Genomic DNA, 23,676 nt, shown 5'->3' on the forward strand with positions numbered 1-23,676 from the left:
GGCGCGGCCGGCAGCCCCTGCAGGCCCGGCAGCCCCCGCGGGATCAGCGCAGACCGAGGAGTGCCGTCGGGGTCCCGATCAGCTCCGGGGTGGTCAGTCCCAGCTTGGGCATGGTCAGGTCCGGGATCCCGAAGTTGTCGCCGTTCGGCATCGTCAGCGGGGCGCCGACGACCGCACCGGGGGTACGGACGAGCAGGTCGGTGGCCTCGGACTCCAGCGTCCCCTCGCCGTCCGTCTTCGGGTCTCCGAGCAGGTTCGGCACCGGTGCGCCGACCAGGGTGTTGCCGAGCTCGGTGCTGACCGGCAGCACGGGGAGGATCGGGCTGGGGAGCAGATCCCCCGTGTGGTACCGGGGGGCCTCCGGGGCGCCGACGACCGGTACCGGCACCGCGGTGGCCACGCGCGGGGTGTCCACGCCCAGCGTGGTCTTCACGGCGTCCAGGGGCACAGCCACCGGCACCGAGTCGGCCACGGCCGGGGTGGCCGCGCCGGCCGCAGCCATACAGGTCATGAGTGCCGCAATGCTTCCGCGCGCGGTCATCTTCATAAGTGACGTTCCGTCCTTCCAGGGTCGCGGACATTCCGCTGCCCTGGATGAACGATCCCGCCGGCGGTTTTCCCGGCGTTCTTAGGGAAAGTTCCCCCATACGACCTAATTCGGGGCCGTACGGGGGCCTCACCTTTACGGCTCCGCCCTGTGCGGCCCCGCGTACCGGCCCTGCTCACAACCGGGGGTCGACCGGCTCCGATTCGAGGGCGAGCACCCCGAAGACCGCCTCGTGCACCCGCCACAGCGGCTCCTCCCCCGCCAGCCGGTCCAGGGCCTCCAGCCCGAGCGCGTATTCGCGCAGGGCCAGCGAGCGCTTGTGCCCCAGGAACCGCTGGCGCAGCTTCTCCAGCTGCTCCGGACGCGTGTACTCCGGGCCGTAGATGATCCGCAGGTACTCGCGCCCGCGCACCTTGACCCCGGGCTGGACCAGGCGGCCCTTGCCGTCCCGGGCGTACGCCTGGAGCGGTTTGACGACCATGCCCTCGCCGCCCGCGGCCGTCAGCTCCAGCCACCAGTCGGTGCCCGCCCGTACGGAGTCCTCGTCGGCGGTGTCGACCAGGATCCGGCCGGTGCGGCGCAGCAGCCCGGTGCCGGAGGCCTCGTCGGCGGCGACGAGCCGGTCCAGCCAGAACAGCTGCTCGTCGTGCGGTACGGCGGCCAGCGAGCGCCCGGCCGCCGCCAGCAGCTGGAACGGCGCGAACCGTACGCCGTCCAGCCCGTCGGTGGTCCAGCAGTAGCGCCGGTAGGCGTCGGTGAACCGCGCGGCGTCGGCGGCCCGGTCCTGCTGGCGGGCGAGCAGCTCGCCGGTGTCGATGCCCCGCGCGGCGGCCGCGGCCAGGGCACCGAGGGCGTCCGGGAAGACGGCGCGGGAGGCCGCGCCGACGGCGGCGTACTGGTTGCGCAGCAGGCCGGTGGACTTCAGCGACCAGGGCAGCAGCTCCCCGTCCAGCAGCAGCCAGTCGGTGGCCAGCTCCTCCCACAGGCCCGCGTCGGTGACGGCGCCGCGGAGCCGGGTCAGGACCTCCTCGGTGACCTCGGGGTCGCGGAAGAAGGGCCGGCCGGTGCGGGTGTAGACGGAACCGGTCGGCCCGTCGGCACCGAAGCGCTCCCGGGCGCTCTCGGCGTCCTTGCACACCAGAACCGTGGCCCGGGAGCCCATGTGCTTCTCCTCGCACACGACCTGGGCGATGCCGTCCTTGCGGTACTGGGCGAAGGCCTCGGCCGGGTGCTCCAGGTAGCCCGCCTCCCGGGAGGTGGCGGTGGGCGCCATGGTCGGCGGCAGGTACGGGACCAGCCGCGGGTCCACCGCGAAGCGGCTCATGACCTCCAGGGCCGCCGCCGCGTTCTCCTCGCGCACGGTGACGTTGCCCAGGTGCCGGGTCTCGACGATCCGGCGCCCGTGGACGTCGCCCAGGTCGAGCGGACGCCCCTCGTGGCCGCCCGGCGCCTCGCCGGCGAGCGGCCTGACCGGCTCGTACCAGACCTTCTCGGCCGGTACGTCGACCAGTTCGCGCTCGGGCCAGCGCAGGGCGGTCATCTTCCCGCCGAAGACGGCGCCGGTGTCCAGGCAGATGGTGTTGTTGATCCAGGCGGTGTTCGGGACCGGGGTGTGGCCGTAGACCACGACCGCCTTGCCGCGGTAGTCCTCCGCCCACGGGTAGCGCACGGGCAGGCCGAACTCGTCGGTCTCGCCGGTGGTCTCCCCGTACAGGGCGTGCGAGCGGACCCGGCCGGAGGTGCGGCCGTGGTACTTCTCGGGCAGCCCGGCGTGGCAGACCACCAGCTTGCCGCCGTCGAGCACGTAGTGGCTGACCAGGCCGCGGATGAACTCCCGCACCTCCTGGACGAACTCCTCCGGCTCATGGCTCAGCTGCTCGATCGTCTCGGCGAGCCCGTGGGTCTGCTGGACCTTGGAGCCCTTGAGGTAACGGCCGAGCTTGTTCTCGTGGTTCCCGGGCACGCACAGCGCGTTGCCGGACCCGACCATGCCCATCACGCGGCGCAGGACGCCGGGGCTGTCCGGGCCGCGGTCGACGAGGTCGCCGACGAAGACCGCGGTGCGGCCCTCCGGGTGGGCGCCGTCCTCGTACCCGAGCTGGCCGAGCAGGGTCTCCAGCTCGGAGGAACAGCCGTGGATGTCGCCGATGATGTCGAAGGGTCCGGTGAGGTGGGTGAGGTCGTTGAACCGCTTCTCCAGCACCACTTCCGCGCTGTCGGCCTCCTCGGGCGTGCGCAGCACGTGCACCTTGCGGAAGCCCTCGCGCTCCAGACCGCGCAGCGAGCGGCGCAGGTCGCGGCGGTGCCGCTGGATGACGGCGCGGGGCAGCCCGGCCCGGTCGGGGCGGCCGGCGTTGCGTTCGGCGCAGACCTCCTCGGGCATGTCGAGGACGATGGCGATGGGCAGCACGTCGTGCGCGCGGGCGAGCTGGACCAGCTGCCGGCGGGCCTCGGACTGCACGCTGGTCGCGTCGACGACGGTGAGGCGCCCGGCCTCCAGCCGCTTGCCGGCGATGTAGTGGAGGACGTCGAAGGCGTCCCGGCTCGCACTCTGGTCGTTCTCGTCGTCGGAGACGAGGCCCCGGCAGTAGTCGGAGGAGATGATCTCGGTGGGCTTGAAGTGCTTGCGGGCGAAGGTGGACTTGCCGGATCCGGTGGCCCCGATCAGGACGACGAGGGACAGGTCGGTGACGGGAAGTACGCGCGCGGCGGTCGTGGTCATGCGACCTCACCCTCTTTCTTGGTCTCCGTGCTGATCTGTGTGAAAACGGCCATCTGGGTGGGCGGCCCCACCTCGGGGTCGTCGTCCCCGACGGGAACGAACTCGGCGGCGTACCCGTACCGTTCGGCGACCTCTCCGGCCCAGGTACGGAACTCCTCACGGGTCCACTCGAAGCGGTGGTCGCCGTGCCGGACGTGCCCGGCGGGCAGGGTCTCCCAGCGGACGTTGTACTCGACGTTCGGGGTGGTGACGAGGACGGTGCGGGGGCGGGCCGAGCCGAACACCGCGTACTCCAGGGCGGGCAGCCGCGGCAGATCGAGGTGTTCGATGACCTCGCTGAGCACGGCCGCGTCGTAGCCGGTCAGCCGCTTGTCGGTGTAGGCGAGCGAGCCCTGCAGCAGCTGCACGCGGCTGCTCTGCCGCTCCCCCATCCGCTCGAGGCGCAGCCGCTTGGCGGCCGTGCCGAGGGCCCGCATGGACACGTCGACGCCGACGATCTCGGTGAAGGCGGCGTCCTTGAGGAGGGCCTGCACCAGCTGGCCCTGTCCGCAGCCGAGGTCGAGGACCCGGGCCGCGCCGGCGGTGCGCAGTGCGGCGAGGACCGCCTCGCGCCGCTGCACGGCGAGCGGTACGGGCCTTTCCTCGGTGTCACGGTTCTCGTCCACGGCGTTGTCGAGCTCCTCGACCTCGCTGCCGTCGGCCTCGGCCAGCCGGACCAGCTCCAGCCGCTCCAGGGCGTCGCGGGTCAGCCGCTTGTGGCGGGCGAGGTAGCGGGCGCTGATGAGCCCGTTCTCGGGGTGCGCGGCCAGCCAGCCGTCTCCGGCGCGCAGCAGCTTGTCCACCTCGTCGGGGGCGACCCAGTAGTGCTTCGCGTCGTCGAGCACGGGCAGCAGGACGTAGAGCTGCCGCAGGGCGTCGGCGAGCCGCAGTTCGCCCTCCAGCACGAGCCGTACGTACCGGGAGTCCCCCCACTCGGGGAACTGCTCGTCGAGCGGCACGGGTTCGGCCCGCACGAGGTCCCAGCCGAGCGGATCGAACAGCCTGTGGACGAGCTCCGCCCCGCCGCGGGCGGGCAGCGCCGGTATCTCGATCCGCAGCGGACGGGCCTGCTCCGGCAGCTCGGGGCGGGCGGTGCACTGGCCCTTGAGCGCGCTGCGAAAGACGGAACTGAGCGCGACGGCGAGCAGCGAGGAGGCGGCGTACGGACGGTCGTTGACGTACTGCGCGAGCGCGGCGTCGGGCGCCCCGCCCCGCCCTTTGCCCTGCCCGCGCCGCACGAGTGCGACGGGATCCACCTCAAGCAGCAGGGCCGCCGTGCATCGCTGGTCGGCGGCCTCGGGATAGAACACGTGGGCGACACCGTGGGAGGTGGAGAACGCCTGCACCTTCCCGGGATGCTTGTGCAGCAGAAAACCCAGATCGGTAGCCGGGTGCTCAGCACTGCCAGTGGTGGAGATCGTCAGGAACATGCAGCTCAGCATGCCTGCAGCCCCCTGGCGAGGGCCACCGGATTTTCCCCCTCGCCCACCTCCCGCACCACCCCCGGATCCCGGTCGGGCTCACTGGAGCCGCTGCATCCCCGCGGTCAGTTGGGCGATGGCGGGCGGGCCGATGCGGCAGCAGCCGCCCAGGAGGCGGGCGCCCGCCGTGAGCCAGGCTTCGACGGGCCAGGGGGCGGGGTCGGGCGGGGCGTGCCAGGTGGCGGTGGGGGCGTCCCAGACGGAGCCGTCGTTCGGGTAGGCCAGGAGCGGCTTGGCGGTGACGGAGGCGGCCGCCTCCAGGGCGGGCAGTACGTCCGCCGGGTCGCAGCAGTTGACGCCGAGGGCGATGATCTCCGGGGCCTCGGCCGCGAGGGCGAAGGCCTCGGGGAGGGGCTGGCCTGCGCGGGTGCGGGCGTCGGCCACGGTGTAGCTCAGCCAGGCGGGCGCACCGGTTGCGGCGAGGACGGCGAGCAGGGCTTCGGCCTCTTCGGCGTCCGGGACGGTCTCCACGGCCAGGACGTCGGGGCCCGCCTCGAGCAGCGCCTCGATGCGGGGGCGGTGGAAGGCGGCGAGCTCGCGCACGCTCAGCCCGTACCGCCCGCGGTACTCGGAGCCGTCCGCGAGCACCGCCCCGTACGGGCCGACCGAGGCGGCGACCCAGACCTCGTGGTCCGCGGCCTCGGCCGCCCGGGCGGCGAGTGCGACGCTGCGGTGCAGCAGGGCGGTGGTCGCGGCCCGGTCGTGGCCGTGGGCGGCGAAGGCCTCGTACCCCACCTGGTAGCCGGCGGTGATCAGCACCTCGGCGCCGGCCCGCGCGTACGCCGTGTGGGCGGCCTCCACCTGGTCCGGCCGCTCGGCGAGCACCCGGCCCGACCAGAGGCCGCCGGACAGGTCGCAGCCCTGGTCGGTGAGCTGGTTGCTCAGTCCGCCGTCCAGGAGCACGACCCTGCGGGCCAGGGCTTCGGCGAGCGGTCCGGACGCGCGGGGCATCGGTCGTGCGCCTGTCTCAGCCGAGCTGGGACAGCACCTGGGCCGAGATCAGCTCCAGGTGGTCCAGGTCGTCGAGGTCGAGCAGCTGGAGGTAGACGCGGGAGCTGCCGACGGCCGCGTAGGCGCCGATCTTCTCCACGACCTCGGCCGGAGAGCCGGCCAGGCCGTTGGCCTTGAGCTCGTCCACGTCGCGGCCGATGGCGGCGGCGCGGCGGGCGACCTCGGCGTCGTCCCTGCCGACGCACACCACGAGGGCGTTGGAGTAGACGAGGTCGTCGGCCCCCCGCCCGGCCTCCTCGGCGGCCCGGCGCACCCGGCCGAACTGCCGCTCGCTGTCCGCGATCGACGCGAACGGCATGTTGAACTCGTCGGCGTACCGGGCGGCGAGGCGCGGGGTGCGCTTCGCGCCGTGGCCGCCGATGAGCACGGGCACCTTGGCCTGGGCCGGCTTGGGCAGCGCCGGGGACTTCTCCACCTGGTAGTGGGTGCCGGCGTAGTCGAAGGTGGCGCCGGGCTCGGTGGCCCACAGGCCGGTGACGATGGCCAGCTGCTCCTCCAGCCGGGCCATCCGCTCCGCCGGGAAGGGGATGCCGTACGCCTTGTGCTCCTCCTCGAACCAGCCCGCTCCCAGGCCCAGTTCGACCCGGCCTCCGGACATCTGGTCGACCTGGGCCACCTGGATGGCGAGCACGCCGGGCAGCCGGAAGGTGCCGGCCGTCATCAGCGTGCCCAGCCGGATCCGCCGCGTCTCCCGGGCCAGGCCCGCGAGGGTGATCCAGGCGTCGGTGGGCCCGGGCAGGCCGTCCGCCGAGCCCATCCGCAGGTAGTGGTCGGACCGGAAGAACGCGTCGAAGCCCAGGTCCTCGGTGGCCTTGGCGACGCTCAGGAGGGTGTCGTAGCTGGCGCCCTGCTGGGGTTCGGTGAAAATACGGAGATCCATGCCTCCCATCCTGCCTCGCCCGGCCGCCTCCGGCAGGCGCCCCCGTCCCGCCCCGGCAGGGTGAATCTGCGTCAACCCTGCGGTCCGCCCCGCGCCAGGCCGGTGACCGGCCCGGACGGGGATCGTTGGCTCGGACGGAGCCGGACCGCCCGGCCCGCGCGCCGAAGGGCCTGCTGCAGCAGATGGAAGAGCTGATCGCGGCGCTGAACGCCGACCTGTCGCAGCTCGACGCCGACCTCCAGTCCTCCACGGACCGCACCCCCGGCACGCCGCCGGCCCCGGGAAGCCGCGCCCCCGAGAGCGAGCGCCCGTCCCACCGGTCGTACTGACCGTGCGGGTCCCGTCGCGCGCGGCGGGACCCTCGATCCCGTTCTCCCGTCGTTCGCCCGCTCCCGTCAGGCCACGCCCGAGGCGGACCCCCGTTCACGGACCGCCAGGCGCCGCAGGACCGCCCGGACCCGGTCGCTCGATTCGTCGGCCGCGTCGATGGACTCTATGCACTGCCAGTACAGGCCTTCGTCGTCCGTCGCACAGGCCACCCCGACCAGGGCTATCCCCACTTCGCCGAGCAACGCCTGCAGTCCGAGCAGAGCCTGGCGGACATCCGCCACCTCGGTCAGCTGCGCCGCTCTCGGCGGATAGTCGGGCGCGCTGCCCTCGCCGCGCAGGGCGGCTCTGTCGAGCACCCCGCAGCCTCTGCCCCCCGCTTCACCCAGTCCCCGTGCCTCCGATCTCAGCTCCCGCGGCCCGGTGACCGCCAGCCAGCTCCCTATCCCCTGCGTGAGCGCCTGGGCCTGCCAGGCCTCGCCCACGATGTCCATCGCCGCCCCGCTCTGTGCCAGCGCGTGCCGGCCGGCCGCGATGAGCCGTACCGCATCCATATGCCGTCCCCCGTCCGCACGACATCCACCGTTCTCACCACTACCCAGAGTGAGGGCAATGCGCCAGTAAAGCCAGGGGTATTCGGAAATCTATGGACACAAACATGGTTGTGGACGACGCCATCACTCCGAAGAGTGACAATTCGATGTCGGAGGCCCTGTCACCGGGAAGCGGAGCTCGTTCCTCTCGATCTTCGCGGCGAGCGCATCCAGCACATCCACCTCGAGGACCTCACAGAACTGCAGCAGATACGCCAGCACGTCGGCCACCTCATCGGCCACGCGGTGCGCGGTTTCCGGCTTCTCCATGACCTCCGCCGACTGTTCCGGGGTCAGCCACTGGAAGATTTCGACCAGTTCGGAGGCCTCCACGCTCAGCGCCACGGCCAGGTTCTTGGGCGTGTGGTAAGGCTCCCAGCCGCGAGCCGCCGCGAACGCGGCCAGCCGCCGCTGCAGTTGGTGCAGCCGCTCGTGCGGGTGCGGCTCGTCCCCGTGCTGTACGTCCTGCTCATCGCTCATGGCGTCAGGTCTACCACCGCGACGCCCGGGCTGAGGCGGGCGGCCGCGGCCGTCTCCTCCCCCACCGCGGCGACCAGGCGGACATGGCCGCGGCCGCAGCACAGCAGGGCCAGCCGCAGCAGCTCTGCGTTCTGCCGCCGGTCCAGGCCGCGGTCGAAACCGTCGGCGAGGACGGTCAGCGCCTGCCGGGCGGAGAGCAGTTCGGCGGCCGGGTCCATGGCCAGCACCCCCGGGCCGGTCAGCAGGACCAGCGCCAGCGCGAGGAACCGGAGCTCGCCCGCGCCCAGCCGGCCCAGTTCCGTGGCGGGCCCGGCGGAGCCGCGGTCCAGCAGCGCCGTGACCGGGCCGTGCGCGGGGGCCCGTACGTCCAGGCCCTCCACCGGGCCCGAACAGCCGGTCCGCGCCGCCGCCGTCAGCAGCGCATGGCGGGTGCCGCATTCGTGGCGGGTCCGGCGCAGTACGTCGGCCAGGTTGGCGCAGTCGCCGAGCAGCCGGCCCGCGCCCGGCGGGACGGGGGCCCGCATCCGGTCCGGGCGCGGGTCGCAGGGGAACGCCGAGCGCAGGGCCACCACCATCTGCTCGGCGGCGGCGAGGACCTGCCGCTGTCCTGCCGTGGCGCCGGCCACGCGCAGCGGGAGCAGGGCGGTGCCGAGCCGGTCGTCGGGCAGCGGGGCCCGGGTGACGCCGACGGCCCCGCCGGTCAGCCAGGAGGCCTGTACGGAGCGTCGGCCGGGGTCGCGCAGGGCGGTGCTGAGCAGGATCTGCCCGCCCGCGGAGAGCCGTTCGCCGACGATCCGCAGTGCGGGTTCGGCCTGGACGGCGAGGTCGAGGCGGACGGGTCCGGCCGGGCCGTCGACGGTGCAGCCGATGCGGAATCCGCGCCGCCCCTCGCCGTCGGGCAGGGCCCGGTCGGGGATCCGGGCCCCCGGGTCGGGGAACGCCTCCTCCAGGGTGGCCCCGGATCCGAGCCCGGCCAGGGCCTCGTACGCGGCGAGGACCTGGGACTTGCCGCTGCCGCTGGGCCCGGTGAGGTACGTCACGGGCCCGAGCGGGAAGACGGCCGCGCGGTGCGCCCCGAAGGCGGAGAGCCGCAACTCGGTGACGGCGGGCCGGTGGTGCACGACGGGCCGTGCGGTATCGGCCGGCGGGCCGGGCGACACGGCGTCGTCGGCCGGGGCGGCGGCGGCAGGGGTATCGGCTAACGCGGCAGAGGCAGAGGCCTCCGCCGCGTCCAAGGTGGCGTCCATGCGCCGGACGGTACGGCCCGCCGGGCCCCCGGTGGGCACGGCGAACCGTTCCGCCCTGGCGACCTTCCTACGATCGGGGGACGGCGGCGGCCGCGATCCCCTCGACCTCGGTCCCGACGGGCGCCAGCAGGAAGACGTTCCGGTCGACCCGGTGCATCCCGCTGCCCAGTCCGAAGACCACGCCGCTGCTGAAGTCGAGGATCCGCTTGGCCACTTCGCTGTCCGCGCCGGTGAGGTCGAGCAGCACCGGGATCTGCGCGATCAGGTACTCGGCCACCTCCCGGGCATCGGCGAAGATCTGGACCCGGATCACGACGAAGCGCCGCTGTTCCGCCGCGGCAGGTCCCGGCGCCGTGGGGATCGTGCGGTGGTCCACCCGGGAGGGCCACTCGTTGCGACTGCGCAGGGGGACCACCTGCGCGAGCCCCTCCCACTGTTCGTCCGTGACGTCGTACCTGCTCACCGGGCCGCCTCGGCCGTGCGCTTCATGTGCATCCCGCCATCCTCTCGCGTTTCACCCGTTCAGCCCAACAACGACACGAGCGACGCGGGGTACTCCCGCGAAAGCGAATAGGTTAGGTTAGGCATACCTAAGTCACTCGTCCAGGACGATGGAGAGATCCGCATGCGCATGTCCGGTGCTGCCCCCGCCACCCCGGCCGCCGGCCGGCCCACCGACGCCGAGCGGGTCCGGTCGGTCCTGGCCGCCGCCCACTCCATGACCGTGGTCACCGAGGGGCTGCGCAGCGAGGTCCGCCACCTCGACGGGGCGGACCCGATGGGCCGGCTGCACCTGCACCCCGGCGAGCCCGGCGGCGACGGCGAGCACCGGCCGTCGATCCGGCTGGAGTTCACCGACATCGCCCCCACCCCCGTGCGGGACCGGGTGCGCGCCCGCGTCACGATCCTGGGCCGGCTGCTCTCGCCCTACACGGACGAAGGCGCCGACTCCACCTGCATGGAATTCGGCAGCGCCGTCCTCGAGACCGCGCAGGGCCGCTCGTACGTCGGCATCGAAGAGCTCGACGCGGCCTGCCCCGATCCGCTCGCGCCGTACGAGGCCGGGATTCTCACCCACCTCCTCGACGACCACGCCGAACTCGTCACCCTCCTGCTGCGCCTGGTCCAGCCGCTGCCCACCGGCGCGATCCTGCGCGTACTGCCGCTCGCCATGGACCGGTACGGGATCACCCTGCGCCTGGAGCAGCGGCGCGGACACCGCGACGTACGGCTGCCGTTCCCCTCGCCGCTCGACGACGTCGAGCAGTCCGGGGTGCAGATCCAGGCCCTGTTCAGCGCGGCCCGGCGGAGCTCGCACCGCAACAGCCTGCCCGCCTGAGGAATACGTCCGTACGGGGTTCCGTTGGGGACGATCATGAAGGCAATCACGTACAGCGCATACGGAACTTCAGAGAACCTCACGCTCGTTGACGTACCGCAGCCCAAGGTCGGCCCGGGCGAGGTGCTGGTCCGGGTCAAGGCGGCCGGCGTGAACCCGGTGGACTGGAAGCTCGCCGCCGGATATCTCGACCCGATCCTCGAGGTCCGCTACCCGGTCATACCCGGCTGGGACGTCGCCGGAGTCGTCGAGGCCGTCGGCCCCGACACCTTCGACCACGCCGTCGGCGATGAGGTCTACGGGTACGTCCGCAAGGAGTGGGTCGAGCTCGGCACTTACGCCGAACTGGTCAGCGCCCCCGTCCGGACGCTGGCCCGCAAGCCGCGCGAGCTGACGTTCGAGCAGGCCGCGGGCATCCCGCTGGCCGGCCTCACCGCGTACCAGTCCCTCGTCCGCGTGGGCCTCAAGGCCGGCGAGACCGTGGTCATCCACTCCGCGGCCGGCGGCACCGGCTCCCTCGGCGTGCAGATCGCCGTAGCGCTCGGCCTGCGCGTCATCGGCACGGCCGGCGCGCACAACCACGACTACCTGCGCTCGCTCGGCGCCGAGCCCGTCCTGTACGGGGAGGGCCTGGCGGACCGGATCCGCGCGCTCGCCCCCGAAGGCATCGACGCGGGGCTGGACTTCTTCGGAGACGGCGCCGTCGAGATCCTCCAGTCGCTCGTCAAGGAGCGCAGCCGGGTGGTCTCCATCGCCGACTACGAGGCCGCGGCCAAGGGCGCGCACCAGCTGTGGGTGCGCCCGGACTCCGCCGACCTGACGTTCCTCGGGGAACTGGCCGACGCGGGGAAGCTCACGGTCAACGTGGAGCACGCACTGCCGCTCGCCGAGGCCGCGAAGGCCTGGGAACTCAGCGCGGCGGGCCGCACGCGCGGCAAGATCGTACTGACGGTCTGACGGCGCTGCGCCGCGGGCCGCCGGAGTACGGGTCTCCGGCGGCCCGCGGCAGGGCGGGTCAGGGCGCGGGGTCCGTCACGAGGCGGCCTCCGCATACCGGTTCGCCGGGCGCCCGAGGCCGTAGTTCTCGCGCAGGGTCGTACCGGTGTACTCCGTACGGAACAGGCCGCGCTCCTGCAGGATCGGCACGACGTGGTCGACGAAGGCAGTCAGCCCGGTCGGCAGGACGGGCGCCATGATGTTGAAGCCGTCGGCGGCGCCCTGGGTGAACCACTCCTCCAGCTGGTCGGCGATCTGCTCGGGCGTGCCGGCGAAGACGCGGTGGCCGCGGCCGGCGCCGAGGCGGGCGATCAGCTCGCGCAGGGTGAGGCCGTCGCGGCGGGCCAGTTCGGCGACGAGGGTGAAGCGGCTCTTGTTGCCGTTGATGTCCCGCTCCTCGGGGAGCTCGGGCAGCGGGCCGTCGAGGGGGTGGCCGGTCAGGTCGGTGCCGAGCATGCCGGACAGCTGGGCGAGCCCGTACTCCGGCACCTGGAGGTCGGTGAGCTCCTGCTCCAGGGCCTTCGCCTCGGCCTCGGTGGAGCCGATGACCGGCGCGATGCCGGGGAGGACGAGCAGGTCGGACCCGGTACGGCCGTACTTGGCGAGGCGCGACTTGAGGTCCTTGTAGAAGGTCTGCCCGTCGGCGAGGGTCTGCTGGGCGGTGAAGACGGCCTCGGCGTACCGGGCGGCGAACTCCTTGCCGTCCTCGGAGGACCCGGCCTGCACGAGGAGCGGGTGGCCCTGCGGGGAGCGGGGCACGTTGAGCGGGCCGGCGACGCCGAAGTACGCGCCGCGGTGGGCGGCGGGGTGGAGCTTGTCGGTGTCGGCGTAGATGCCGCGCTCCTTGTCGAGGACGATCGCGTCGTCCTCCCAGCTGTCCCAGAGCTTGGTCGCGACGTCGAGGAACTCGCGGGCGCGGTCGTAGCGGAGGCCGTGCTCGAGGTGCTCGTCCTGGCCGAAGTTGCGGGCCTCGTCGACGGTGCCGGAGGTGACGATGTTCCAGCCGGCGCGGCCGTTGCTGATGTGGTCGAGGGAGGCGAACTTGCGGGCGAGGTGGAACGGCTCGTTGAAGGTGGTGGAGACGGTGGCGATGAGCCCGATGTGCTCGGTGACGGCGGCGATGGCGGAGAGCAGGGTGAGCGGCTCGAACCCGCCGAGGGCGTTGTAGCGGGCCTTGCCCCAGAGGGCGAGCCCGTCGGCGAAGAAGACCGAGTCGAGCCGTCCGCGCTCGGCGGTCTGCGCCAGCTCCTGGAAGTACCGCAGGTCGGTGACCCGTTCGGGGCTGCTGCCGGGGTGCCGCCAGGCGGCGTCGTGGTGCCCGGCGTTCATGAGGAAGGCGTTGAGGTGGAGGGTCCGGGGTGCGGTCATGGTTCTGTTCCTTGGGTCGATGAGTCGGACGGGCCGGGCCCGGGCCCAGCCCCGCCGACGATCGAGGCACTGGCCCGGGCAGAGCCCGGGGAACGGTGGAAGGGCAGGTGCGGGACGGCTGGGTCCGGGCCCGTACGGGCGTCAAGCCGTCGGTACGCGCCAGAGGCTGAGGCGGCGTTCGATCACGACCAGCAGCTGGTTGAAGGCCACGCCGATGGCGGAGATGGTGACGATGCCCGCATACATCTGCGGTATCGCGAAGTTGTACTGCGAGGCGTTGATCAGATAGCCGAGCCCCGCCTTGGCCCCGATCATCTCGGCGGCCACGAGGACCAGGATCGACACGGCGCCGGCCAGCCGGATGCCGGTGAAGACGGCCGGTACGGACGCAGGCAGGATCACCTTCTGGAACAGCCTCGGTGTGGACAGGTCCATGGACCGGGCCAGTCTGACCAGCGTCGGGTCGGCGTTGCCGACGGCGCTGATGGTGTTCAGCAGGATCGGCCAGACGCAGGCGTAGACGACGATGGAGACCTTCGAGGTCTCGCCGATGCCCAGCAGCAGCACGAACACCGGCAGCAGCGCGAGGGCCGCCGTATTGCGGAACACCTCCAACAGCGGGCCGAGCAGCGCCGCGACGGGGCGGTACCAGCCGATGAGCAGACCGAGCGGTACGGCGACGACGGCGGCGATGCCGAAGCCGCCGAAGGAGCGGACCAGGCTGGCCTGCGTGTGCTCGGCGAGCTGGCCGTTGCCCGCCAGTTCCCACCAGGCCGCGGCGACCTCGCTGACCGGCGGGAGGAAGGTGGAGTCCACCAGTCCGAGCCGTGGCGCCGCCTCCCAGACCACGAGCAGGGCGACGATCGCCGCCGAGCGCAGGGCCGCCGCGCGCAGCCACCGGGCGACGGCGCGCAGGGCCGGCCGGGCGGCCGGGGCGGAGGCCCGCGGGGCGGCCGGGGCAGGGGCCGGCGAGGCGGGCGGGACCTGCGCGGGTTCCCGTACCGGCCCGGGTTCCCGTACCGGCGCGGGTTCCCGTACCGGCGCGGGCGCATGGGTGCGCACGGGGTCCTCCCGACCGGCCTCCGCCCCGGCCGCGGTGCTCTTCGTATCGGTTCCGGTGCTCATACGGTGGCCTCCTCCTTCTCCAGTTGCTGGGCGCGGGCCACCTCGTCGTGGAGCAGGGTCCAGATCTCGTGGCGGTAGCGGGCGAATTCCGGACTGGAGCGCAGCTCCTCCCCGCCGGCGCCGGTGGCCCGGTCACCGAAGGAGACGGGCACCGCCTCCTTGATCCGGCCGGGGCGGGAGGTCATCACGGCCACCCGCTGCCCGAGGTACACGGCCTCCTCGATCCCGTGCGTGATGAACACGACGGTCTTGCCGGTGCGCTGCCAGATGCGGCGCAGCTCGTCCTGGAGGGATTCACGGGTCTGCGCGTCGAGCGCGGCGAACGGCTCGTCCATCAGCAGGACGTCCGGGTCGTAGGCGAGGGACCGGGCGATGGCCACGCGCTGGCGCATGCCCCCGGACAGCTCGTGCGGGTGGCGGTCCTCGAAGCCGGTGAGGCCGACGAGGTCCAGGAACTCCCGGGCCCGCTCCGTGCGTTCACGGCGGGGGACGCCGGTCGCCTCCAGCCCGAACTCGATGTTGCCGAGCGCGGTGCGCCAGGGCAGCAGGGCGTACTGCTGGAAGACGATGCCCCGGTCCAGGCCGGGTCCGGTGACGGGCTCGCCGTCGAGCAGGATCCTGCCGGAGGTGGGCCGGGTCAGGCCTCCCAGCAGGTCGAGGAGGGTGGACTTGCCGCAGCCGCTGGGGCCGACGACCACCACGAACTCCCCGGCCCCGATCTCCAGGTCCACGCCGTCGAGGGCGGTGAAGCTGCCGCCGTCGCCGAGGGCACCCGCCCTCCTGCCCTTGGCCTGCTTCCTCGGGAAGGTCTTCGTCACGGACTCGAACACGATCTTCGCCATGGTCCTCAGCCCTTCCCCTGGTCGTTGAACTCGTTCGTGTACAGGTCGGCGGGCTTCAGTTGGCCCTTCTTGATCTCGCCGCGCTCACCGAGCCAGTCGATCCACAGCTGGAACTCCTTGTCGGCGATCCGGCCGCCGGTCTCGGCCACCCCGAACGAGCGCCAGTACTGGAGGGTGGAGGTGTCCTCGTTGCGGCCGCGCTTCTTGACGATCTCGGTCATCCGGGCGATGACCTCCTCGCGCGGGGTGGTCCGGGACCACTCGATGGCCTTGGCGACACCGGTCGTGAAGGTCCGTACGGTGTCGGGGTTCTCCTTGATGAACCGCCGGGTCATCACGTACGACCCGGCGCTGAAGGCGCCCAGCAGCTCGAAGTCCTTGAACAGCGGGCGGATGCCGCCGGTGGCGAGGGCCTTGTCCCGCAGGACGCCGCTGAGCACCCCGACTTCGATCTGCTTCTGGCGCAGCGCCTGTTCGGTGTTGACGGGCGGGACCACGAGGGACTCGACCTTCGCGGCCTCGGCCTTGGAGAGGCCGCTGCGCTCCAGGTAGATGTCCAGCAGGGCCTGGGCGTGGGCGCCCAGGGTGTTCATGCCGACCTTCTTGCCGATCAGGTCGCGGGGCGAGCGGATCGGGCTGTCCTCCAGGACGTAGTAGCCGAGGTAGGTGTCCTTGTCGGAGCCGTAGTAGGAGATGACGGACTGGATCTGGGCCTTGCTCGAGGCGAGTTTGACGATGGCGCCGTTGAAGGCACCGCCGAAGTGGGTCTGGCCGGTGGCGGCGGACTGGATGTCCTGGGGGCCGCTGATGGTGTTGCCGACCCAGTCGAGGGTCAGGCCGCCCAGGTAGCCGAGGTCCGCGGCCAGTTCGGGGAGCAGGACGGTGCCGACGGCGCCCTGGTACTTGAGGGACGTGACCTGCTTGCCGGATCCGCCGGAGGCGGTGGCCGTGCCGCAGCTCACCGCGGCCGCCGAGATGCCGAGCAGGGTGAGGAACTGGCGACGGGAGGTGCGGGCGGAAGCGAGGGCTGCGGGCATGGGGTTCCTTGTCGGGAATCGGGGGGTTTCGGGGCTGCTACGGGGCGGTCGTCGCGAAGGAGGCGGCGGAGGCCCGGGCGTTCAGCGCGTCGGCGAACTCGTCGACGGCCTGGAAGAGGTCCAGCTCCGCCTCGGGCCGCAGCCGGTCGGGGCCGGCCCCGCGCTCCACGGAGGAGTCCAGGACGAACCGGCCGGCGGTGACGTGCCGGGCGCCGAGGGCGGCGAGTACCGGGCGCAGGGCGTAGTCGAGGGTCAGGACATGGGCGAGGCTGCCGCCGGTGGCGATGGGCAGAACCGTTTTGCCGGCCAGCCCGTCCTGCGGGAGCAGATCGAGGAAGGCCTTGAGCAGGCCGGTGTACGAGGCCTTGTAGACCGGGGTCGCGACGATGATCCCGTCGGCCTCGGCGACGGCTTCGAGGGCCCGGCGGATCTCCGGCTCGCCGCGGCGGGCGGAGAGCAGGTCGGCGGCGGGGAGCTCCCGTACGGCGAGGTGGGCGGTGTCGTACCCGGCGTGGGAGAGCCGACGCAGGACGTGGTCGGCGACGACGGCGGTACGGGAGTGCGGGGAAGGGCTGCCGGAGAGGGCGAGCAGGGTGGGCACGGGGCCTCCTTGGGGCGTCGTACGGGCGGGCGGGGCGGGGCGGACTGGGCGCGGCAGGCGGCAGGCGGGTCAGGCGGCAGGCGGGTCAGGCGTCGGCGGATGCGCCGGAGGGGATGCCGAAGGAGGGGTCGGGCACGGTCTCCGGGCTGATCAGGCGGGACGGGACCCCGTCCGGGCCGACCGGGACGTCTCCGTCCACCGTCACGCGACGCAGGGTCCGCTCGTGTTCGTCGGAGTCGTCGACGCCGTAGTGCTGGGTGGCCCGGTTGTCCCAGATCGCGACGTCGCCGGCCCGCCACTGCCGGCGGACGGTGTTCTCGGGGCTCTCGATGTGCGCCTGGAAGAGGTCGAGCAGGGCGCGGGAGTCGCGGCCGGTGAGGCCCTTGATCCGCTGGACGAAGTTGCCGAGGAGCAGGGCGCGTTCGCCGGTCTCGGGGTGGACGCGGACGACGGGGTGCTCGGTGAGGAACTCGGTGGAGGTGAACACCTCGCGGTACTGGGCCAGCGCCTCGGGGAGGGCGCCGGGCCTGAGGGCGGCGTAGTCGTACGCGTTGGAGTGCACGGCGCGCAGGCTGTCGGCGAGGCTGCGCAGCGGCTCGGGGAGGTTGGCGTAGGCGGTGGCGGTGTTGGCCCAGAGGGTGTCGCCGCCGTACGGGGGGATCGTGACGGCGCGCAGGATGGAGAAGGCGGGGTAGGCGGGGACGAAGGTGACGTCGGTGTGCCACTGGTTGGCGCGGGCGCCGTGGTGGGAGTCGATGCCGAGGGCGTAACGGCCGTCGGCGGAGGGCACGGTGGGGTGCGCGACGGGCGTGCCGAGGAGGCGGGCGAAGGCTTCGTGGCCGGCCTCGTCCAGGTGGTCCTGGTCGCGGAAGAAGACGACCTTGTGGGCGAGGAGCGCGGCGCGGATCTCGGCGACGGCATCGCCACCGAGCCCCCCACCGAGCCGCACGCCCCCGATCTCGGCACCGATCCGCCCGCCGATCCGGGTGACGGTGAGCTGGGTACGGGTGGCAGTGCTCATGGGAACTCCCTTGGGTTGGAATCCGTAGTGGAGGAACGGACGCACGGGCAGACCTGTCGACCGGAGCCGCTTGGCCCGAGGCCGGGGCCATGGACAGAGACAGAGGTGTCGCGAGCGAGGCCGCCCTGCGCCGGGTGACGGCGAGGCGACCGCCGGAGGCCGGGGCCGGGTCGGCCGGAGGCTGGTGAGCGGGAGGCCGGGTCGGCTTCGGGCCGGGTGGCCGGACCGAGCCGCTGGCCGATGGCCGGTGGGCCGGGGCCGTACGGACCGAACGCTCGCGGAACAGGGCCGGAAGGCGGTCGGCAAGACGGGAGAGAGGAGAGAGGAGAGGCCGGCGCGGAGCCGGGCCGTTCCGGGCCGGGTGGCCGACGGCCGGTTCGGCGGAAGCCGAACGGTCATCGGTCAGGACCCGGGGCGGCGCTTAAGCGCGGCGCGGGGCCGGACAGCGGCCCGGACACGAACCCGGCGCGGTACAGGAGCCGGGGGTGTGGAGCCGCGGGGCGGGAAGCTCGAACGCGGACATGGCTCGGAGACTGTCAGCGGCCCGGGCAGGGGTCAAGCCCCGCCCGGCATGCCGCAACGGCCCTCGCCCGAAGCCCCCACCCACCGCGGGCCACCGGCTCTGACCTGGCCCTAAGCCTTCCCGGGAATACACCGCCCAGCACTCCGCAACGGCCGAAAACCGTGGCCGGATTTCACGCCCCTGCAACGCGACCGCCACGCGTTCGCAGACACCGCCGTCGTTGCCGCCGGTTCGGACGCCCTCGGGGCCGAGAGACGGCCCGGCCCCGCCCCCCGGCAGGTGCCCGCCCACTGAGGGCGCTCTTTCGTGACCCGACCCGTCTCACATGAGAGGGCGAGATCACACCCTGTCGTTATAGTGGTTCCCAAGGTGACCCCCCTAGCATTCGAGCCATGACGGTCCTGCCTGATGACGGGCTCTCCTTGGCCGCCGAGTTCCCTGACGCGACGCATGAGCAGTGGCAGCGCCTGGTAGAGGGCGTTCTACGCAAGTCCGGCAAGGATGTATCCGGCGATGCTGCAGAAGACGCGTTGTCCACAAAGCTCGAGGACGGGCTCACCACCCGCCCCCTGTACACCGCGCCCGAAACGGCCGACGAGACCGGTTTCCCCGGGTTCGCTCCGTTCGTCCGGGGCGGCAGCCCCGCCGGCGGTGCCGCCGGCGGCTGGGACGTGCGGCAGCGGTACCTCGGCAGTGATCCCGCACGGGTGAACGAGGCCGTGCTCACCGACCTCGAGAACGGGGTCACCTCCATCTGGCTGTCCCTGGGCGGACCCGGCGGACTCCCGGTCGACGCGCTCCCCCGCGCCCTCGACGGCGTCTACCTCGACCTGGCGCCCGTCTCCCTGGACGCCGGAGCGCAATACGCCGACGCCTCCCGCGCCTTGCTGCGCCTGTACGCCGAGCGCGGGGTGGCCCCCGAGGCGGCCCGCGCGAGCCTCGGCGCCGACCCGCTGGGCCACGAGGCCCGTACGGGCGAGGTCCTGGAGCTGGCCGGCGCCGTCGGGCTCGCCCGGGAAGCCGCCGCGCACTGGCCCGGCGTCCGCGCCCTCGCCGTCGACGCCCTGCCGTACCACGAGGCCGGCGGCAGCGCAGCCGAGGAGCTGGGGCTGTCCCTGGCCACCGGCGTCGCCTACCTCCGCGCCCTCACCGGAGCCGGCAGCGGCAGCAGCGCCCTCGGCGTCCAAGCCGCCCTCGGCCAGCTCGAGTTCCGCTACGCCGCGACCGCCGACCAGTTCCTCACCATCGCGAAGTTCCGCGCCGCCCGGCGCCTGTGGGCCCGGATCGCGGAGGCCTGTGGGGCCCCCGAGGCCGGCGCCCAGCGCCAGCACGCCGTCACCTCGCCGGTGATGATGACCCGCCGCGACCCGTGGGTGAACATGCTGCGCACCACCGTCGCCTGCATGGCGGCGGGCGTGGGCGGGGCGGACTCGGTCACCGTGCTCCCCTTCGACCACGAGCTGGGCCTGCCGGACGCCTTCGCGCGCCGCATCTCCCGCAACACCTCCACCATCCTGCTGGAGGAGTCGCACCTGGCCCGCGTCATCGACCCGGCCGGCGGCTCGTACTACGTCGAGCAGCTCACCGACGAACTCGCGCACGCCGCCTGGGAGTTCTTCCAGGAGATCGAGAAGGCCGGCGGCCTGGCCGCCACCCTGCGCTCCGGGCTGGTCGCCGACCGGCTCGCCGCGACCTGGGCCGAGCGCTCCAAGAAGCTCGCCAAGCGCCGCGAACCCATCACGGGAGTCAGCGAGTTCCCGCTGCTCTCGGAGAAGCCCCTCGACCGCGAGCCCGCCCCGGCGGGCCCGACCGGCGGGCTGCCCCGCGTACGGCGCGACGAGGCGTACGAGGCGCTGCGCGCCCGCAGCGACGCGCACCTGGCCGCGACCGGGAACCGCCCGCGGATCTTCCTCGCCGCGCTGGGCCCGGCGGCCGCGCACACCGCGCGCGCCACCTTCGCCGCGAACCTGTTCCAGGCGGGCGGCATCGAGGCGGTGCACGACCCGGTGTCGGTGGACGCGGCGACGGCCGCCGAGGCCTACGCCGGGAGCGGCGCGGACGGCATGGCCGTGCTGTGCTCCAGCGACGCGCTGTACCAGGAGCAGGCCGAGGCGGTGGCCGAGGCCCTGCGCGCGGCCGGTGCGACGACCGTGTTCCTCGCGGGCAAGCCCGGCACGTCGGCCGGCGCCGTGGACGAGTACGTCTTCGCCGGCTGCGATGCGGTCGCCGTGCTGTCCTCCGTACTCGACCGGATGGGAATCGCGCTGTGAGCATCCCCGATTTCTCCGAACTCGCGCTGAACGGCGCGGGCCCGGCCGCCGGCTCCGAGGACCAGTGGCGTGCGGCGGTGAAGGAGTCCACCGGGACCGCCCCCGGCGACCTGCTGTGGGAGACCCCCGAGGGCATCGGCGTGAAGCCGCTGTACACCGGGCGGGACCTCGAGGGCCTGGACTTCCTGCGGACCTACCCGGGCGTGGCCCCGTACCTGCGCGGCCCGTACCCGACCATGTACGTCAACCAGCCCTGGACGATCCGCCAGTACGCGGGCTTCTCCACGGCCGAGGAGTCGAACGCCTTCTACCGGCGCAACCTCGCGGCCGGCCAGAAGGGCCTGTCGATCGCCTTCGACCTGCCCACGCACCGCGGCTACGACAGCGACCACCCGCGCGTCACGGGCGACGTCGGCATGGCGGGCGTGGCGATCGACTCGATCTACGACATGCGGCAGCTGTTCGACGGCATCCCGCTGGACAAGATGACGGTGTCGATGACGATGAACGGCGCGGTGCTGCCGGTCCTCGCCCTCTACATCGTGGCGGCGGAGGAGCAGGGCGTCTCCCCCGAGAAGCTCGCCGGGACCATCCAGAACGACATCCTCAAAGAGTTCATGGTCCGCAACACCTACATCTACCCGCCCAAGCCCTCGATGCGGATCATCTCCGACATCTTCTCGTTCACCTCGCAGAAGATGCCGCGGTACAACTCCATCTCGATCTCCGGGTACCACATCCAGGAGGCCGGTGCCACGGCCGACCTGGAGCTCGCGTACACGCTCGCGGACGGCGTGGAGTACCTGCGCGCCGGGCAGGCCGTCGGGCTGAACGTGGACGCCTTCGCGCCGCGCCTGTCGTTCTTCTGGGCGATCGGCATGAACTTCTTCATGGAGGTGGCGAAGCTGCGCGCCGCCCGGCTGCTGTGGGCGCGGCTCGTCAAGCAGTTCGACCCGCAGAACGCCAAGTCGCTGTCGCTGCGCACCCATTCGCAGACCTCCGGCTGGTCGCTGACCGCGCAGGACGTCTTCAACAACGTGACGCGTACGTGCATCGAGGCGATGGCGGCGACCCAGGGGCACACCCAGTCGCTGCACACCAACGCCCTCGACGAGGCGCTCGCACTGCCGACGGACTTCTCGGCGCGCATCGCCCGCAACACCCAGCTGCTGCTCCAGCAGGAGTCGGGGACCTGCCGGTCGATCGACCCGTGGGGCGGCAGCGCGTACGTCGAGAAGCTGACGTACGACCTGGCGCGCCGGGCCTGGCAGCACATCCAGGAGGTCGAGGCGGCCGGCGGCATGGCGCAGGCGATCGACGCAGGCATCCCGAAGCTGCGCGTGGAGGAGGCCGCGGCCCGTACGCAGGCGCGGATCGACTCGGGGCGCCAGCCGGTGATCGGCGTGAACAAGTACCGGGTGGAGAACGACGAGCAGATCGACGTGCTCAAGGTCGACAACTCCTCGGTGCGCACGCAGCAGATCGAGAAGCTGCGGCGGCTGCGCGAGGAGCGCGACGAGGCGGTCACGCAGGACGCGCTGCGGGCGCTGACGAACGCGGCCGGGCGGGGCGCCGGGCAGGGCATGGAGGGCAACCTCCTCGCGCTGGCGGTGAACGCGGCGCGGGCGAAGGCGACCGTGGGCGAGATCTCGGACGCACTCGAGAAGGTGTACGGGCGGCACGCGAGCCAGATCCGTACGATCTCGGGTGTGTACCGCACCGAGGCAGGCGAGTCCCCGAACGTGGAGCGCACCCGTGCGCTGGTCGACCGGTTCGAGGAGGCGGAGGGCCGCCGTCCGCGTGTCCTGGTCGCCAAGATGGGCCAGGACGGGCACGACCGCGGCCAGAAGGTGATCGCGACCGCCTTCGCCGACCTGGGCTTCGACGTGGACGTCGGCCCGCTGTTCCAGACCCCGGCGGAGGTGGCCCGCCAGGCCGTCGAGGCGGACGTCCACGTGGTGGGCGTGTCGTCGCTGGCGGCCGGCCACCTGACCCTCGTACCGGCGCTGCGCGAGCAGTTGGCGGAGGAGGGACGCGAGGACATCATGATCGTGGTGGGCGGGGTGATCCCGCCGGCCGACGTGCCGACGCTGCTGGAGATGGGCGCTGCGGCGGTGTTCCCGCCCGGCACGGTGATCCCGGACGCGGCCCACGACCTGGTGACGCGGCTGGCCGCGGATCTGGGCCACGAGCTGTAGGCGCGGCGGATGCCTCCGAAGATCGACATCGAGGCCTACGCGAAGGGGGTGCTCGACGGGAAGCGCGCGTTCATCGCGCGCGCGATCACGCTCGTCGAGTCCACCCTGCCCGCTCACCGGGCGCTCGCGCAGGGGCTGTTGACGGAGCTGCTGCCCCACTCGGGGCGGGCCCGCCGGATCGGTATCAGCGGGGTGCCGGGCGTCGGCAAGTCCACGTTCATCGATGCGTTCGGCACGATGCTGACGGGGCTGGGCCACCGGGTCGCGGTCCTGGCCGTGGACCCGTCCTCCACCCGTACGGGCGGCTCGATCCTGGGTGACAAGACCCGGATGGAGCGCCTGGCGGTCGACTCCTCGGCCTTCGTGCGCCCGTCGCCCTCGGCGGGGACGCTGGGCGGGGTCGCCAAGGCCACGCGGGAGTCGATGATCGTGATGGAGGCGGCGGGCTACGACGTCGTCCTCGTCGAGACGGTCGGCGTGGGCCAGTCGGAGACCACGGTCGCGGGCATGGTCGACTCGTTCCTCCTCCTGTCCCTGGCCCGTACGGGGGATCAGCTCCAGGGCATCAAGAAGGGCGTCCTGGAGCTGGCGGACGTCCTCGCGGTGAACAAGGCGGACGGCCCGCACGAGCGCGACGCGAAGGCGGCGGCGAGGGAGCTGTCGGGCGCGCTGCGCCTGATGCACCCCGCCGACGCGGCGTGGACGCCGCCGGTGTTGACGTGCAGCGCGCGGGAGTCCGCGGGTCTGGACGAGGTGTGGAACCGGCTGGAGCAGCACCGGCGGCTGCTGGACGCGGGGGGCCGACTGGCGGCCAAGCGGGCGGCGCAGCAGGTGGAGTGGACCTGGTCGATGGTCCGGGACGAGCTCCTGGAGCGGCTGCGCGGGAACCCGTCCGTACGGGAGCTGGCCCCGGGCCTGGAGGCCGCCGTCCGCGCGGGCACGGTCACCCCCACCTCGGCGGCGGACCGCATCCTGTCGGCGTTCGGCAACTCCGGCCCCGCCGGCGTTTGAGGCGCGGGGTCTGCGCCC

Annotated in this window: 21 protein-coding genes; 6 read left to right on the forward strand and 15 right to left on the reverse strand. The window is 72.9% G+C overall.

Annotated elements, in window-relative coordinates; translation table 11 throughout:
- Nucleotides 1–43 precede the first annotated feature (43 nt).
- From OG299_RS10925 to OG299_RS10945, 5 genes are all read right to left on the reverse strand, one after another.
- A complete protein-coding gene (locus OG299_RS10925) occupies nt 44–511 on the reverse strand; it encodes a hypothetical protein (RefSeq protein ID WP_266634103.1) in 468 nt (155 codons plus the stop codon).
- Nucleotides 512–722: 211 nt separating this feature from the next.
- Entirely contained in the window at nt 723–3,269 is a 2,547-nt protein-coding gene (locus tag OG299_RS10930; RefSeq protein ID WP_266634102.1) for a polynucleotide kinase-phosphatase, read from the reverse strand.
- A complete protein-coding gene (locus tag OG299_RS10935; RefSeq protein WP_266634101.1) occupies nt 3,266–4,738 on the reverse strand; it encodes a 3' terminal RNA ribose 2'-O-methyltransferase Hen1 in 1,473 nt (490 codons plus the stop codon). Before OG299_RS10935 ends, OG299_RS10930 begins: the two co-directional genes overlap by 4 nt.
- Before the next feature lie 90 nt (nt 4,739–4,828).
- On the reverse strand, nt 4,829–5,740 hold the full coding sequence (mmuM, locus tag OG299_RS10940) for a homocysteine S-methyltransferase (protein ID WP_327361379.1): 912 nt from the start codon (nt 5,738–5,740) through the stop codon (nt 4,829–4,831).
- A gap of 16 nt (nt 5,741–5,756) precedes the next feature.
- Nucleotides 5,757–6,680 (reverse strand): LLM class F420-dependent oxidoreductase, encoded by a 924-nt coding sequence (locus tag OG299_RS10945; protein WP_327361380.1) that lies wholly within the window; start codon nt 6,678–6,680, stop codon nt 5,757–5,759.
- A 125-nt stretch (nt 6,681–6,805) separates the two neighbouring features.
- Here OG299_RS10945 and OG299_RS10950 point away from each other — a divergent pair, with 125 nt between their 5' ends.
- Complete coding sequence (locus tag OG299_RS10950; protein ID WP_327361381.1) at nt 6,806–7,009, forward strand: hypothetical protein; 204 nt, start codon at nt 6,806–6,808, stop codon at nt 7,007–7,009.
- A 66-nt stretch (nt 7,010–7,075) separates the two neighbouring features.
- Here the strand turns inward: OG299_RS10950 and OG299_RS10955 are convergent, their stop codons facing one another.
- The 4 genes from OG299_RS10955 to OG299_RS10970 form a co-directional block, all read right to left on the reverse strand.
- Nucleotides 7,076–7,561, reverse strand: a complete 486-nt coding sequence (locus OG299_RS10955; protein ID WP_266634096.1) for a DUF6099 family protein — start codon at nt 7,559–7,561, stop codon at nt 7,076–7,078.
- 123 nt (nt 7,562–7,684) lie between these two features.
- Nucleotides 7,685–8,080, reverse strand: a complete 396-nt coding sequence (locus OG299_RS10960) for a nucleotide pyrophosphohydrolase (protein ID WP_327361382.1) — start codon at nt 8,078–8,080, stop codon at nt 7,685–7,687.
- Complete coding sequence (locus OG299_RS10965; protein ID WP_327361383.1) at nt 8,077–9,327, reverse strand: AAA family ATPase; 1,251 nt, start codon at nt 9,325–9,327, stop codon at nt 8,077–8,079. The genes OG299_RS10960 and OG299_RS10965 overlap by 4 nt, the downstream gene beginning before the upstream one ends.
- Nucleotides 9,328–9,394: 67 nt before the next feature.
- Entirely contained in the window at nt 9,395–9,790 is a 396-nt protein-coding gene (locus OG299_RS10970) for a cell division protein SepF (RefSeq protein ID WP_327361384.1), read from the reverse strand.
- A 162-nt stretch (nt 9,791–9,952) separates the two neighbouring features.
- Here OG299_RS10970 and OG299_RS10975 point away from each other — a divergent pair, with 162 nt between their 5' ends.
- Both OG299_RS10975 and OG299_RS10980 read left to right on the forward strand, forming a co-directional pair.
- Nucleotides 9,953–10,666, forward strand: coding sequence for a DUF2470 domain-containing protein (locus OG299_RS10975; RefSeq protein ID WP_327361385.1), 714 nt, complete (start codon nt 9,953–9,955; stop codon nt 10,664–10,666).
- A gap of 36 nt (nt 10,667–10,702) precedes the next feature.
- Nucleotides 10,703–11,623, forward strand: a complete 921-nt coding sequence (locus tag OG299_RS10980) for an NADP-dependent oxidoreductase (RefSeq protein ID WP_266634087.1) — start codon at nt 10,703–10,705, stop codon at nt 11,621–11,623.
- 75 nt (nt 11,624–11,698) lie between these two features.
- On the opposite strand, the gene OG299_RS10985 is transcribed toward OG299_RS10980, so the two are convergent.
- From OG299_RS10985 to OG299_RS11010, 6 genes are all read right to left on the reverse strand, one after another.
- The gene (locus tag OG299_RS10985; RefSeq protein ID WP_327361386.1) at nt 11,699–13,030 is read right to left on the reverse strand and encodes an LLM class flavin-dependent oxidoreductase; all 1,332 of its coding nucleotides are present in this window, start codon (nt 13,028–13,030) and stop codon (nt 11,699–11,701) included.
- Nucleotides 13,031–13,171: 141 nt separating this feature from the next.
- On the reverse strand, nt 13,172–14,155 hold the full coding sequence (locus OG299_RS10990) for an ABC transporter permease (RefSeq protein ID WP_327361387.1): 984 nt from the start codon (nt 14,153–14,155) through the stop codon (nt 13,172–13,174).
- Nucleotides 14,152–14,997: an ABC transporter ATP-binding protein gene (locus OG299_RS10995; RefSeq protein WP_266634081.1), complete on the reverse strand. Its 846-nt coding sequence runs from the start codon at nt 14,995–14,997 to the stop codon at nt 14,152–14,154. The genes OG299_RS10990 and OG299_RS10995 overlap by 4 nt, the downstream gene beginning before the upstream one ends.
- 5 nt (nt 14,998–15,002) lie before the next feature.
- Complete coding sequence (locus tag OG299_RS11000) at nt 15,003–16,034, reverse strand: ABC transporter substrate-binding protein (protein ID WP_266634079.1); 1,032 nt, start codon at nt 16,032–16,034, stop codon at nt 15,003–15,005.
- A gap of 37 nt (nt 16,035–16,071) precedes the next feature.
- On the reverse strand, nt 16,072–16,635 hold the full coding sequence (gene ssuE / locus OG299_RS11005; RefSeq protein ID WP_266634077.1) for an NADPH-dependent FMN reductase: 564 nt from the start codon (nt 16,633–16,635) through the stop codon (nt 16,072–16,074).
- Nucleotides 16,636–16,720: 85 nt separating this feature from the next.
- On the reverse strand, nt 16,721–17,656 hold the full coding sequence (locus OG299_RS11010; RefSeq protein WP_266634075.1) for a TauD/TfdA dioxygenase family protein: 936 nt from the start codon (nt 17,654–17,656) through the stop codon (nt 16,721–16,723).
- Nucleotides 17,657–18,571: 915 nt separating this feature from the next.
- Here OG299_RS11010 and OG299_RS11015 point away from each other — a divergent pair.
- Genes OG299_RS11015 through meaB form a run of 3 tightly spaced genes read left to right on the forward strand, consistent with a single transcriptional unit; the run spans nt 18,572 to nt 23,658 of the window.
- The gene (locus OG299_RS11015; protein ID WP_327361388.1) at nt 18,572–20,449 is read left to right on the forward strand and encodes a methylmalonyl-CoA mutase family protein; all 1,878 of its coding nucleotides are present in this window, start codon (nt 18,572–18,574) and stop codon (nt 20,447–20,449) included.
- Nucleotides 20,446–22,647 (forward strand): methylmalonyl-CoA mutase, encoded by a 2,202-nt coding sequence (scpA, locus tag OG299_RS11020; RefSeq protein ID WP_266634072.1) that lies wholly within the window; start codon nt 20,446–20,448, stop codon nt 22,645–22,647. Before OG299_RS11015 ends, scpA begins: the two co-directional genes overlap by 4 nt.
- A 9-nt stretch (nt 22,648–22,656) precedes the next feature.
- Nucleotides 22,657–23,658, forward strand: coding sequence for a methylmalonyl Co-A mutase-associated GTPase MeaB (meaB, locus tag OG299_RS11025; RefSeq protein ID WP_266634071.1), 1,002 nt, complete (start codon nt 22,657–22,659; stop codon nt 23,656–23,658).
- The last annotated feature ends 18 nt before the right edge of the window (nt 23,659–23,676 follow it).

This window comes from Streptomyces sp. NBC_01296 (assembly GCF_035984415.1).
Classification (GTDB): domain Bacteria; phylum Actinomycetota; class Actinomycetes; order Streptomycetales; family Streptomycetaceae; genus Streptomyces.

Bases quoted from the DNA above. Each gene is read 5' to 3' on its own strand.
- OG299_RS11015 (WP_327361388.1), top strand. From the start codon at position 18,572: ATGACGGTCCTGCCTGATGACGGGCTCTCCTTGGCCGCCGAGTTCCCT.
- OG299_RS10930 (WP_266634102.1), bottom strand. From the start codon at position 3,269: ATGACCACGACCGCCGCGCGCGTACTTCCCGTCACCGACCTGTCCCTC.
- OG299_RS10995 (WP_266634081.1), bottom strand. From the start codon at position 14,997: ATGGCGAAGATCGTGTTCGAGTCCGTGACGAAGACCTTCCCGAGGAAG.
- OG299_RS10985 (WP_327361386.1), bottom strand. From the start codon at position 13,030: ATGACCGCACCCCGGACCCTCCACCTCAACGCCTTCCTCATGAACGCC.
- mmuM (WP_327361379.1), bottom strand. From the start codon at position 5,740: ATGCCCCGCGCGTCCGGACCGCTCGCCGAAGCCCTGGCCCGCAGGGTC.
- OG299_RS10935 (WP_266634101.1), bottom strand. From the start codon at position 4,738: ATGTTCCTGACGATCTCCACCACTGGCAGTGCTGAGCACCCGGCTACC.
- OG299_RS10965 (WP_327361383.1), bottom strand. From the start codon at position 9,327: ATGGACGCCACCTTGGACGCGGCGGAGGCCTCTGCCTCTGCCGCGTTA.
- OG299_RS10945 (WP_327361380.1), bottom strand. From the start codon at position 6,680: ATGGATCTCCGTATTTTCACCGAACCCCAGCAGGGCGCCAGCTACGAC.
- OG299_RS10975 (WP_327361385.1), top strand. From the start codon at position 9,953: ATGCGCATGTCCGGTGCTGCCCCCGCCACCCCGGCCGCCGGCCGGCCC.
- OG299_RS11000 (WP_266634079.1), bottom strand. From the start codon at position 16,034: ATGCCCGCAGCCCTCGCTTCCGCCCGCACCTCCCGTCGCCAGTTCCTC.
- OG299_RS10990 (WP_327361387.1), bottom strand. From the start codon at position 14,155: ATGAGCACCGGAACCGATACGAAGAGCACCGCGGCCGGGGCGGAGGCC.
- OG299_RS10960 (WP_327361382.1), bottom strand. From the start codon at position 8,080: ATGAGCGATGAGCAGGACGTACAGCACGGGGACGAGCCGCACCCGCAC.
- OG299_RS10980 (WP_266634087.1), top strand. From the start codon at position 10,703: ATGAAGGCAATCACGTACAGCGCATACGGAACTTCAGAGAACCTCACG.
- OG299_RS10955 (WP_266634096.1), bottom strand. From the start codon at position 7,561: ATGGATGCGGTACGGCTCATCGCGGCCGGCCGGCACGCGCTGGCACAG.
- OG299_RS10925 (WP_266634103.1), bottom strand. From the start codon at position 511: ATGACCTGTATGGCTGCGGCCGGCGCGGCCACCCCGGCCGTGGCCGAC.
- OG299_RS11010 (WP_266634075.1), bottom strand. From the start codon at position 17,656: ATGAGCACTGCCACCCGTACCCAGCTCACCGTCACCCGGATCGGCGGG.
- meaB (WP_266634071.1), top strand. From the start codon at position 22,657: ATGCCTCCGAAGATCGACATCGAGGCCTACGCGAAGGGGGTGCTCGAC.